Origin of the sequence: Bacteroides sp. AF25-38AC (assembly GCF_003602995.1) — a bacterium.
In the GTDB taxonomy this organism is placed as follows: domain Bacteria; phylum Bacteroidota; class Bacteroidia; order Bacteroidales; family Bacteroidaceae; genus Bacteroides; species Bacteroides uniformis.
Window position 1 is genome coordinate 1 of the sequence record NZ_QTMD01000054.1, and the last position, 13,106, is coordinate 13,106.

General features: G+C 36.2%; 12 protein-coding genes and 1 pseudogene. All 13 read right to left on the reverse strand.

Annotated features, from left to right (window positions below):
• Nucleotides 1–446, reverse strand: a pseudogene (locus DWY55_RS20875) (glycosyl transferase family 1); the annotation flags it as partial.
• Complete coding sequence (locus tag DWY55_RS20880) at nt 422–1,879, reverse strand: O-antigen polysaccharide polymerase Wzy family protein (protein ID WP_005831241.1); 1,458 nt, start codon at nt 1,877–1,879, stop codon at nt 422–424. The pseudogene DWY55_RS20875 and the gene DWY55_RS20880, both read right to left, overlap by 25 nt.
• 4 nt (nt 1,880–1,883) lie before the next feature.
• Complete coding sequence (locus DWY55_RS20885; RefSeq protein ID WP_165859022.1) at nt 1,884–3,119, reverse strand: oligosaccharide flippase family protein; 1,236 nt, start codon at nt 3,117–3,119, stop codon at nt 1,884–1,886.
• A 25-nt stretch (nt 3,120–3,144) separates the two neighbouring features.
• Nucleotides 3,145–4,803 (reverse strand): asparagine synthase-related protein, encoded by a 1,659-nt coding sequence (locus DWY55_RS20890; RefSeq protein WP_117878504.1) that lies wholly within the window; start codon nt 4,801–4,803, stop codon nt 3,145–3,147.
• Between the two features lie 29 nt (nt 4,804–4,832).
• On the reverse strand, nt 4,833–6,065 hold the full coding sequence (locus DWY55_RS20895) for a glycosyltransferase (protein ID WP_005831256.1): 1,233 nt from the start codon (nt 6,063–6,065) through the stop codon (nt 4,833–4,835).
• A 473-nt stretch (nt 6,066–6,538) separates the two neighbouring features.
• Entirely contained in the window at nt 6,539–7,021 is a 483-nt protein-coding gene (locus DWY55_RS20900; RefSeq protein WP_005831258.1) for a hypothetical protein, read from the reverse strand.
• Nucleotides 7,018–7,587 (reverse strand): Panacea domain-containing protein, encoded by a 570-nt coding sequence (locus DWY55_RS20905; RefSeq protein ID WP_005831259.1) that lies wholly within the window; start codon nt 7,585–7,587, stop codon nt 7,018–7,020. Before DWY55_RS20905 ends, DWY55_RS20900 begins: the two co-directional genes overlap by 4 nt.
• A gap of 80 nt (nt 7,588–7,667) precedes the next feature.
• A complete protein-coding gene (locus tag DWY55_RS20910) occupies nt 7,668–8,957 on the reverse strand; it encodes a nucleotide sugar dehydrogenase (RefSeq protein WP_005831261.1) in 1,290 nt (429 codons plus the stop codon).
• A gap of 44 nt (nt 8,958–9,001) precedes the next feature.
• The gene (locus tag DWY55_RS20915; RefSeq protein WP_005831263.1) at nt 9,002–9,574 is read right to left on the reverse strand and encodes an acyltransferase; all 573 of its coding nucleotides are present in this window, start codon (nt 9,572–9,574) and stop codon (nt 9,002–9,004) included.
• Between the two features lie 8 nt (nt 9,575–9,582).
• Nucleotides 9,583–10,719, reverse strand: coding sequence for a DegT/DnrJ/EryC1/StrS family aminotransferase (locus DWY55_RS20920; RefSeq protein ID WP_005831265.1), 1,137 nt, complete (start codon nt 10,717–10,719; stop codon nt 9,583–9,585).
• Nucleotides 10,720–10,737: 18 nt separating this feature from the next.
• A complete protein-coding gene (locus tag DWY55_RS20925; RefSeq protein WP_005831267.1) occupies nt 10,738–11,703 on the reverse strand; it encodes a Gfo/Idh/MocA family oxidoreductase in 966 nt (321 codons plus the stop codon).
• Nucleotides 11,704–11,747: 44 nt separating this feature from the next.
• The gene (locus DWY55_RS20930; protein WP_005831269.1) at nt 11,748–12,233 is read right to left on the reverse strand and encodes a UpxZ family transcription anti-terminator antagonist; all 486 of its coding nucleotides are present in this window, start codon (nt 12,231–12,233) and stop codon (nt 11,748–11,750) included.
• A 74-nt stretch (nt 12,234–12,307) separates the two neighbouring features.
• Nucleotides 12,308–12,844 carry a UpxY family transcription antiterminator gene (locus tag DWY55_RS20935; protein ID WP_034526121.1) on the reverse strand — a complete coding sequence of 179 codons (537 nt, stop codon included), beginning with the start codon at nt 12,842–12,844 and terminating at the stop codon, nt 12,308–12,310.
• Nucleotides 12,845–13,106 lie beyond the last annotated feature (262 nt).

A 13,106-nucleotide genomic window follows, 5' to 3' on the forward strand; every position in this document is an offset into this window, starting at 1 on the left:
ATGGAGTGCACCTCAATAAAAAATCGAATACACAAGATGTAGTTGAGCAGTCGCTTACTTTTTATAGAGGAGCCATAAAGTTCAAATTTCCAATAAATATCCCGATAAAATAAGCCAATTTTAATTCCGTGTTTTCTACAAAATGAAAAAAAAGAGAAATCTAAAAAGGGGTGAGTAGGACAATGATGCTTTTCAGTCAATAAAGTTGGCATTGTCGAGGATTCGCTATACAAGAAATCATAAGTTACACCTTTTCTAATATTGTGTTTTATTTCTTTTATTCGTTTTTTACGTTGAGAAGCATTTCCTTCAATTAATATGACTTCGTAACCTAATCTTTCAAATGCTTCAATCATCTTGACAGGACGAATTGAACTTGCAGAAGCCCGTTCCCGATTAATTCTCATGGGAATATGAAAAATCATCCTCTGTATACTCTTCTCCATTTCTTTTTATTTTTATAAAACGTTTTCAATATTAAATAAATGAAAACAAGCAAAAATGCATTTCTAAAATTTATAATCGGATATATACAATCCGATACTGATCCACGTGGAGCATATAATAACCCTGAAAACATTAGCATCCCCATCACGGCTATAAAACCACCCTGTCTAAACCATTTATGCAACTGTGACAAAAGGATTCCGAATACAAAATTCACCACAATAATTCCGACATATCCAAAATCAACCCATGCCTCTGCTATATATGAACTTCCCAACCCACCTCCACCTAAAAAACGTTGAGGATCTACCAAATAAGTAATCGTTGCTCCAAAATTATTATTATGATAAACAGCTTCTAATTCCTGTGACTTATAAAAAGGAAACAACCCGAAAAAATTGCTAACAGGATTATGTTTAAGCTCCTGTATAATAGGTCCGAATGTATAACTGATATTCGTTTCAGGATACGTCCCCTCACACTCTTTTGCATAACCGATGACATTTACACTAACCCCTTGACCTTGAAAAAAACTAATTGCCGAATCAAAAATATTTTTTGATTCATGATCTAGCTCATTTCGTATATACCCGAACGCAAGTAAAAAAGAAAGGGCAAAAGGAGTTATTATACCACAAATAATATATTCACGTTTGCCAAACCATACCTTACCACCAGAATTTACCGTATTTCTCAGAATCAAATAAGCAATCAAAAAGCAAAATGCTAAAACGACTCCGTTACGCTGTCCGTACCCTAATGATAAAGTATTAATTAATAGAAATACTAAAAAAGGATATTTCAATTCCCGTTTCGAAGGCATAGTCGATAAATACAAGAAAAAAAACAAATTAAATGAACTACCTATAAACCCAATGAAATGAGGAAGTCTAGAACTGAAATCTGTATAATAACTCAAATAAGAATTAGACAGAACAAACAACATTTTTTCAATATTGATACAACAAGCAGCAACTGCACATACATAAAGAAAAGGCAAAAACAGTTTTTTCCGGAATTTTACAATGTCCGAAGCATACTTAGTCCTTTCTTTTTGCTTAAACCACACAATCCGCTTATCTTGAAACATATAGAATCCAACAAATAAAAAAAATAAACTTAAATACAGGGAAAACAAAATATGATTTATAATCTGCGGAGAACTAAAATTTAATCCTTCTTCTGACTGTAATTCACCGAAAATGGGAGAAATAAACAATCTACTCAATAAAAAAGTAAAAAATGTAACATTAAACAGAGCAAATACATATCGTTTATTTAGGTCTGCTATTGCATAGATCATACTTAATATCCAAACCGAAAATATAGCTCCTAATGAAAAAAGATACACTTGATACAATAAACCTATTACGAAACTGAAAAGCCCGAGAAATAAGAAAAAGAAAAGATATGCCGTTCGTATTCTCCGCATATAATTACTTTGACAACAAATATCTGTACAAATAAAGATTAGACACAAGACCAGACAATAAAAACACCGACAACGTACTTATTGCCGCCCCGATACTTCCCATCCAATATATTAGAACCACATCTGCTATGATATTAAAAAGCCCCATAGCAACCGTAATATAAAAATTCACTTTAATTTTCCCTAAAGAAGCCAATACATTTCCTCCTGGAATCCGCAAAGAGGCTGTAAAGAAATAACCGATCGCCAAAACAATAAATATGGATACGCAGTCCAAATACTCTTTGCCAAAACAAATCTGAACAATCAACTTTGAGAAAAAAATAAGAAAAAGAGAAATACACAAATTTAATCCCAAACAATATTTTAGTAATTTCATATAATGGTTGCGCACCCAATTCTTATCATTTTGATGATTGGCAAAGTAAGGATAAACAAACGTCATTATAGTCGAAGGAATAAACGTCAAAGCAAAAGGGATAAGTGTAGCTGTCTTATAAGATGCTAGAACATTCATATCTTCAGTAATAACCCCAATAAGAAAAACATCAATAATATAAACCAAAAATGATACCCCATTATTGAACATTGAAACTAATGAAAAACGATTAAACTCTGATGCCTCCTCCTTTGTTATTACAACTCTTGCATCACACCATATCCACCCACCTCTTTTTAAATAAACCATTCCTGCCCCAATACAACCTAACAAAGCAATATAAGTAAAAGCAAAAATTCCCTTCACACCTAAAAAATATGCTCCAACTACAGTCCCTCCCATAACCAATACTGTATTCAAAGAAGTATATAAAGAATAAAATTTGTTATTTCGAAGTACTAAATTATAAATTTGGAAAATCTCATAAATAATTGTAAAGACAGGTATAAAAGAAATAATCACAAATAAAATACTTGTAGAAGAATCTTTGACAAATAACAAACCAAATAATCCGATTCCAAAAGCCAATATAATATTTGCGATCACTCCCCTTCTTAAACCGTATTTAAAAAATGCGTACATCAAAGGAGAATTCCTATACACTGAACCATATTGCAACAACCCTGAAACGACTCCCAAACCGTTCAATAACAAAAAAAAAGACAAAATATTTTGGACATAAGCATATACCCCATATTCTCCCTTTGATAAAATGCGGACTAACAAAATAGTTCCTGAAAAAGAAATGATTTTATTAAAGACATTCGCACCAAACATATGCATCAAGCCACGTTGTGCCAAATTCTTAATAAGAATTACCGTATTATTACGCATAAATCTTTCTCGCAGCAAGTATTGTCAAAACCTGTAACTTCTCAATCACACTCCCTTGATTAAAAAGCATCATAGAGTCCGCTTGTAACTTCTTGTATCCATCTAATAAATGAATATGTTCCTCATAATAAGTGTTAACAAAGTTCCTTATTCCAGGATTTGTAGCATACCAAAATTCAAAAGGATTCATATCACGCTTATTATGGCTAAAATGGCGACTTCCAATTATGTGCAAGCCTCTGCGAAATCCCCCTTGAACAAGCTGCATCAATTTCTGAAAAATAAAAAAACGAGTCCTTTGCTTACGAGTAGATTGAATTTTACCCGCCATCGGATATTTTTTATTAATCCATGTCCAATAAAGCCTGTTATATATACGCAAACATTTAGGGATAGAAAAACAAATATCTATAAACTCTGGATCAATAAAAGGAGAAACAGCATATGTATAATTCGAACGAATATAATGAGTTGATAATGCACCTTGAAAACCACGAAGATAAAGAGACATCAATTCATGGCCCTCATATCCCGAAACATTTATATCTTCACATGAAACCCTATTGGAATATTTAATTCCATTCACATCTATTGTATCTTCGCGTAAGGATTTTAAATATCCTCCTCCTACAATCAAATCCCCCAATTGCCCTGTATGTTCTAAACCCAAGACTCTAAAATTCAAAAATTTCAAAAACTGATTTCCCCCGGTAATTCCCGCATAATATCCCATGCCAAAATTCTTTTTCGTAACTTCCTCCACTTCTCGCACAAACGAAGCTTCATCCAAATACTTTACATAAAATTGGTTACCCAAAAAGTGGGCAACATCTTTTGCATATTGGCAATCCAGACTAGTTGATTGTGAATAACAGATATTAACAATATTTCTATAACCCATATCATGAGCAACCCAAGTTGTCATTCGAGAATCTAAACCACCACTTAAATCCACCAAATGATATTTATATCCATACTCCGTATCTTTGTCAAAACAACGTTTAACAGCCTTTCTGAAACCTTGATCAATTAACTCTATCGCCTCGTTCATTCCCATATCTATTTTTACTTTATAGGAAAAACGATGCCATTCCTTGATATTCATTCCTTTCTCACTCACAAACAAATACTTTCCAGCTCTCACCCTCTTCACCTCTTTTAAGAATGTAGAATCATCTACCATATAACCGAAAGAAAGCAATTGGTAAGCGGCTTTATCCGAAAACGAATATACCATTCCATTCCGCTTTAACTCTTCATATACCAAGTTAAATTTATTACTAACTACAACATTACCATCCACTCCTACATAATAAAAAGGAGCACTATCACCCGTCTGATTTCCCCAAACAATAAGCACTCCAGTTTCTTTATTACGATAAAATCCATTGAATGGGCCTATAAATTCTTTAAAAAAAGTAAATTCATCTTTTTTTAATAATAAAAAAAGTAAATCCTCAAGAGTTGTAACCTTATATTTTGCGAACAGCTCCGACTTATTTAAAATCACCCCATCAGAAACAATAGTAATCTTCTCGTTATCACAATAAAACTTATCATCCTTAAATCTATCATCAAAATTTACCTTCACCCGGACAATTCCATTTTTTCCCGACAACATAAACATCCAACCTATCGTCTGCTTTTCCATCTCTATATATCTTTATAAAGTCCTTAAAGTCAAAACAACTCATTCAATATTCGCACAAATTTGCTATAATTCACAGAAGAATTATATCTTTCTTCCCACATTTCTCTAGCATGTTTTCTTAAAGTCTGATAATCATTATCTACCATACAAGCAATAGATTTCAAACAAACACTCAAATCTCTATTCAAGAAATCTTTATTCAGTAATAAACCATTATACCCATTTTCTACAATTTCTCCCACTCCACCCACGTTGGTCGCAATCACAGGAATGCCAAAAGATGAAGCCTCCATAATAGAAACAGGAATACCTTCTGATTCACTAACATTCACAAAAATATGATAAGAGTTTTCCTTATATAATTTATAAATATCTGTAGATGTCAATTCCCCCAGCAAATTTACTTTTATATTCTTAGGTAGTTTTTCTATATCTAATTCCAACCTCTCTTTTAATGCTCCTCCACCAATATGTGTCCATTCAATATTTATATCAACTATTTGTTGCAATGTTTCTAATATCCTATGAACCCTCTTGACTGGCACAATCCAAGAACAAGATACCAATCGAAGTGTTCCTTCCAAATGTACATTACTTTTAATTCCATAATCAAAAGTGCCCAAACGAGAAACTTCTAGTTTACAACTCTTAGAAATAAAAATATTACCTTTTAAATAATCCAAGCCATGCTTAGATATTGGAAATATAACATCCAGGTAACTTGATAAATAGAATCTCAAAGGTAAATAATTAGAGATATACCTATCTGCATATAAATCATACCCATGACACCGAGCTACTGCTCTTGCTGAAAACTTTTTCTTAAAACGAACTGCAGCATAAGCTCCATGATGCAGCCAATAACTATAACAGACCGTATCATGTCCTTCAATTTTATTAGATATATTCTTTGTTAGAAAAATAAACACCCTTTCACCTAAACCAATAAATGCAATCAAAGAATGCAGTCTCGAAAAAAAATAATTTCTTTCTTTTAGCAAAAATAGTAATTCTTCATAAAAGACTTGCCTGAGAAGAGAACGTAGATACCAGATTATTTTATTACATCTACTCAATTTAGGCATTTGATAAATGCTAATATTATTAGGGATGTTCAAAAAGCGCTGTGGACAAACATTATCTATAGAAACAACGTAAACAGGATAAAACTTGCTATAATAGCGAATTTCATTATCTACAAAAGTTTCTCCTTTACCAAAAGGGAAAGAGTTAGTAATTAAAACTAATGCTTTTTTAGCCATTACAAGATAGCAAACTATAGAAAGATAAAATATTAAAATTAGGGGGGACGTAATTTAAACTGTGTCAATCTTTGCATTTTTCTTTTTATCAGTAGATTACTACTTGTATTTATATTGATATTCAAGTGTTTATCCGAAGTAAAATATGATTTACTCAATGGATTAAGAACTGACACAGCTTGAATTATGACCTCTATAAATTATAAAGCAAAGCAAAAGTGCCCCCCTTTTTAAATATCACTAGCATTTATTCTGATAATCATTAAGCAGATTCTCATGGTCCCACATCTTTTGTCAAATCCATAAAAAAATCAAATACTCCAAAACAAACATCCTATCTAGTAGGTAGATTTCTCTCAAAGTTTTTCCCTCTCTTCCCGATTAGCTTTGCGCAATGCGAAAAATTCGTCAAGCAACATTAATTTTTCTATGGAACTCATATCAGAATAGTAATCAACAAAGGAAACACATACTTAAAGCAATAATCCAAAACGCCTTAACATTTTAGGCGAAGCATCTTCATAGCTAATCACAGCACCTTTAATCAGTTCGAGGTCATCTTGCATAATGATACCTTTAGCTTTATCGTTCCCAAACAGTTCTTTAAAACGCTTACCAGTAATCGTTTTCAAATCAGAACAATCTACAAAACGATCTTTCTCTTTTAGAAAAGCATATTTCTTTGCAGACAATTGATAGTGCATCTGTTGCCGTCTTAGAGGCAAATTAGGATTTATTTTTGTGTCTATAATAACAACTCCTATGGCATTTCCATCTAAATCATGTCCCAAGACAACAAAATATTTATTGCGGCCATCATCTCCCGGATTCTTACCCTTGATGTTCTCTTCTTTCCCCAAGTGCATTCTGAACACCTCACCAACAGATACATTGGACAGCAACATGCGTTCTACCGTTTCTTGCGGTAAAAGGTCTTCAAAGGTTCCTTTCTTCATCTGCCCTGCAAATAATCGTCAATCTCAGATTGTTCTTTCAGATATTCTACAAATCCGGAAGTTGCGCCTCCTGCCTGAGCCATCAATAGCGGATTCATAGGTGATGCACTCCTTGCATCCCATGCCGTTTGCCAAGCTACATCATGCGAATCTTTGGACAATTGCTTTGCATCCTTCTGCAAATTTTCTTTTATGGAAGCATCCAAACACGCAAGGTCAGCCTTACTCAACTCATCCATATCCGGTTCTTCGGCAGCTCCTATAAAATAGTAACATTCTGCATTTCCCGGTTTTAATGAATCCGCTAATTGCTGCAACAAGGAACCTTTTACAGCATGAGCCGAATTTGTTGCAACCTTCACGGCATCATACAAAAAAGAAGGAACAGGACCACGCTCCAACGCACAGAACGTATCCTTCACCAGATGCTTCCCGTAAGTAGCATAATGTTGGCGCTCCGCAAAATATAGAATTTTGAACAAATGGATGAAATCCAACTCGCCACATTGCTTTAAAATATAGAGAGTAACAGCTTTTAATTTCAACATGTCATCCGTAGTCATCATTATATCCTCCTATTTTTCACCAAAGAGCAAAGTTCACTCCTCTTTTTGTATTTATATCTACCGCAAAGATAGTCTTTTCACTACAAACTCCAATACTTCAACGAATGAATCTTATCTCTATACATTCCTTTAATATCCACAAGCACCGCATGATCGTACGTCATACCCTTGAAGTATTTATCATCCAGATTCTTGTATTCATCATGAGCCACAGCTACAACCACTGCATCATAATTATCTCGCGGTTTTTCCACCAATCGGAAACCGTATTCTTTCTGAACTTCATCACTGTCTGCGTGTGGATCAACCACATCTACATCGCACCCGAAGTCCCTGAGTTCATTAATAATATCAACAACTTTTGAATTACGGATATCCGCTACGTTCTCCTTGAAAGTAACCCCCATCACAAGGACACGGGCACCAAGTACACCCTTGCCTAATGATATCAAACGCTTTACGAGCTTCTTAGCGATATATCCGCCCATACTGTCGTTTATATAACGGCCCGCACTGATTATCTGGCAATGATATTTCAACTCGCTGGCTTTCTGAACCAAATAATAAGGGTCGACGCCGATGCAGTGCCCTCCTACCAAACCCGGATAGAATTTCAAAAAGTTCCATTTGGTTCCGGCAGCTTCCAACACATCGTAAGTATTGATACCTATACGGCTGAAAATAATGGAAAGCTCATTCATCAAGGCAATATTGACATCACGCTGAGTATTCTCAATAATCTTTGCCGCTTCAGCAACTTTTACATTCGGTGCACGATGGACGCCCGGTTTTACTACAAGCTCATATACTTTGGCCACAACATCCAAAGCTTCTGAATCGCAACCAGAAACAATCTTAATCGTGTTGGGCAGAGTATGCACCTTTTCTCCCGGATTGATACGCTCCGGAGAATAGCCGTATTTAAAATCTATGCCGGCTTTCAATCCGCTTACCTCTTCCAAAATGGGAAGGCAGTCGTCTTCCGTACAGCCCGGATAGACCGTAGATTCATAAACTACATAATCACCCGGTTTCAAGGCTTTAGCTACTGAACGGGAAGCACCTAACAACGGGGTCAAATCCGGCTTATTGTATTTGTCAATTGGAGTAGGAACGGCTACAATGAAGAAAGAAGCTTCCTTCAACTTCTCAATAGAGGAAGTAAACTCTATATCTACATTTTCAAAGGCTGAACCATCCAGTTCCCCACAAGGATCAATCCCCTCGCGCATCTTTGCCAAACGTGACTCATTTATATCAAAACCAATTACTGAAATCTTCTTTGCAAATTCCAGAGCAATGGGCAAACCTACATAACCTAAACCGACCAATGCCAGTTTAGCCTCTTTATTTACTAACTTATTATACATAACCTTCAAACAAAATTAAAAATTAAAAATTAAAGAACTAAAAATTAAAGTTTAGCAACCTTACCTTCTTTCAACCGATAACGTTCCTTACTCTCCGGACAAACTGCAACCCCATCTTCATCAAAGTCAAGCCTATGACCGTATTCACTCATCCAACCCATCTGACGGGCAGGATTACCAACCAATAAAGCATAAGCAGGAACAGTTTTAGTAACTACCGCACCGGCACCGATAAATGCGTATTCACCAATATCGTGTCCACAAACGATGGTGGCATTGGCACCAATAGTGGCACCTTTGCCAACATGAGTTTTGGCGTACTCGGATTTACGGTTGACAGCACTACGAGGATTGGTAACATTGGTAAAGACACAAGAAGGACCTAAAAAAACATCATCTTCACACGTCACACCAGTATAGACTGATACATTGTTCTGAACCTTTACATTATTCCCTAATACCACATCTGGAGAAATCACCACATTCTGACCGATATTGCATCTTTCTCCAAGCACACATCCGGACATGATATGACTATAATGCCATATCTTTGTACCCGCACCAATCCGGCAACCATCATCGATGGTTGCTGTTTCATGAGCAAAAAAATCTTGCATAGGTGTATTTATTTAAAGAAATCTTTTATGCTATCAATAACCAAATCCTGCTGCTCAGTAGTCAGTTCGGTGTGAACAGGAAGGGAAAGAACGGAATATGCCAATTTTTCAGCATTATCCAAAGACTCTGCAGCACGTGTTATTTTTTGGAATGCCTCTTGTTGCTGTAAGGGCAACGGATAATAAATCATACTAGGAATACCGGCATCTGCCAAATGCTGTTTCAAGGCATCACGTTTACCATCTAATACCTTCAAAGTATATTGATGATAAACATGAGTACTTTGAGGCAACTCTTCCGGCGTAATGATGCCTCGCACATCCTTCAAATGTGAAGTGTAATATTGTGCCGCTTCACGGCGAGCAAGGCAATATTCATCCAAATGTTTCAATTTGGCGTTCAAAACCGCAGCTTGAACAGTATCCAGACGAGAATTACATCCGATAACCGCATGGTGATACTTTATCCGCTGACCATGATTGGCTATCATACGAAGCTGTTCGGCCAATACATCATCATTGGTAAGGATTGCTCCTCCATCACCATAACAGCCCAAATTTTTTGAAGGGAAAAATGAAGTACATCCTATATGACCAATGGTACCGGTATGTTTCTTAGTGCCATCGGAAAAAGTATATGTAGCACCGATGGCTTGTGCATTGTCCTCCACAACATACAAGTGATGTTTTACAGCAAACTGCATGATAGGCTCCATATCACAAGACTGACCGAAAAGATGTACCGGGATAATAGCCTTTGTCTTCGGGCTTAGCGCCTTTTCCAAATTGGCAGCTGTCACATTAAAAGTGGCATAATCTACATCCACCATCACAGGAATCAAACCTAAAAGGCCAATCACCTCTGCAGAAGCAACATACGTAAATGCAGGCACTATAACCTCATCTCCCGGTTTCAAGCCTAAAGACATCAATGCTATCTGAAGAGCATCTGTCCCGTTACCACAAGTTATTACATGTTTACAACCGGAATAAGTTGCCAGATTGGAAGCGAATTCTTTTACTTGAGGGCCATTAATAAAAGCAGAAGTTTCAATGACTTGCCGAATACCCGTATCCACTTCCTTTTTTATCTTTAAATATTGACCATGAAGGTCAACCATTTGAAGTTTCATATCCATAACCATTTCATTCTCAAGAATTATTTACCACCCAAATGGATGTTTGGCTAAAGGCAGTTTTGCCAAAGGATGGTAGTCACCTTTCAAACCGATGGGTTCTGCATGACGAATATCATACACGATATTGATTGCATTACGTGCATCCTCAATACCAAAACCTTTACCGGCAAGAATATCCTTATAGCTTTCAGTGTGCAATTCCGTAAAACCTTTGCTGAATTCAAATTCTTCACCGTCAATATTGATTGTACGATAAGTAAGCTTCTCCCCTTGTACTGCATTTTCAGGAAGATTGTCTGAATTTATACTTAAAAAATAACGGACACGCGCTCTTTCCAACTCCAGATATCCTGCTGCACGGTCATGTGTATATACATGAACAATATTCTTCTTTACAGGACCAAACACCCATGAAAGCATATCATAAAAATGCACGCCGATATTGGTCGCAATTCCCCCACTCTTGTGTACATCACCTTTCCAGCTTGTATAATACCAATTGCCACGTGAAGTGATATACGTCAAGTCCACATCATAAATTTTATCTTTAGGACCGTTCTCTATTTTCTTCTTCAAATCAATAATAGACTGGTGCAGACGAAGTTGAAGTATTGTATAAATATGGTGTCCGGTTTCTTTCTCCACTTCTTCCAAGGCATCCACATTCCAAGGATTCAAGACCAAGGGCTTTTCGCAAATCACATCAGTCCCCAAACGCAACCCATAACGCATGTGTGCATCATGAAGATAATTAGGAGTACAAATAGAGACATAATCAACTTGCTTGTCAGTACCTTTCAGTTTCGTACAGTGACGGTCAAACAATTCATGTTCGACAAAAAAGGATGCTTCCGGAAAAAAACTATCCATAATCCCAACACTGTCAAATTTATCATAAGCCGCAACCAAGCGGTTTCCGGTGTCCTTGATGGCACGCAGATGACGGGGAGCAATGTAACCCGCCGCTCCAATTAATGCAAAATTTTTCATTGATTATAATTGTAATATTAAGAACCTGATAGATTTGCGGAAATTTATTCTTGCACTTCTTCCCACGGATATTGATTCTCCTCGAAATTTCTCAATTCTTCTATTATTTCCTTCTGTTCATCCGTTAAGTCTGAAATATTCCACGTTTCAATAAGTTGATGTGCTTCATGAGCCAATTCTTCATCATACGTTTCACTATATCCCCATGTCAGTAAACGCATTTTTAATAAAGATGCCGGAAGTTGACTCATAATATTGTAGATACGATCCAAAATAACCTGTTTTTTCCGCTCCTTATCTCCATTATCATAGATAGTGGCATTATACCCCATCAGCAGAGCAAGACACAGATTTCCCTCTTCTTCAATATCAGAGCTTTGTTCGGAAAATAAAGAATCGGAACGGGTCAGAACTTCTTTATTTAAACGACAGAATTCATCAGAATAAATAGGACTACCATTCGTATCCAAATACATAAGTTCATGAGCCATCCGTTGAAGCTCAAGAGCACGGGAAAGTAAAGAATTCATCTTTATATTGATTTTTTATTATTTATCGGGAAGAAAAAATATCTTTCGAGAAGATTAGGATGACAGAGAGTCGCTTAGTCATTAATTGCCTTCAGATAGGATTTGGGTACTTTAATGCTTGCTACTAAAACACCCGTAATGCGGATAACAACATAAGTCTTGTTGGCTTCTGTGGCGATTTCACCTTCAATGCCGCTAAACTCCCCTTTGACAACTGTAACCTTTTTGCCAACGGTAAGAGGTTCATTGTCAAAACAAACACCTTCGGGATTCAAATCCATGACGAACATGAAATCCTGCATTTGTTTATCGGGAACAACCAGCATGGAATGAGTGGAAAAATCCTTCATATAGAAAACCTGAACACCATAAACATTATGTATGTCACAAGCAGACTGTTTGGTGGCATGAATAAAAATCAATCCACGGGCAACCGGAACCACGCTACGCTTCCGACGGTACTTCAACTGTGAGATTACAGTTCGAGTGGGAAGATAACACTCCACATCAATACCTTCCTCCAAATTAAGATTTTCGATACGCTTCTTAACTGCAAATTCTTGTTTGCTTAGTGTACGGGCTGCGAACCAATATTTCTGTGTTTCAACCACTTGGAGAAGTTTAATAAATAATCGGAAGTTTGTTTTGGGGTACGCTTCGCGGTCCGATTGAGTCATTTACTCTTTCGAACCGTATCTGCAGACAAGTGCTTATAAAACGTTGTCACCGAACGAATTAGAAGTAGAAAAGCGTTCAATAGACGTTCGTTTAATAAACGCAAAGATAAGCCGTATTTTTTGAACTAACAAAATGTTTCACTACTGTCCCGTAAAAGTGGATAAATAGTTCTTTGAAATTATTGAAATATAGTCA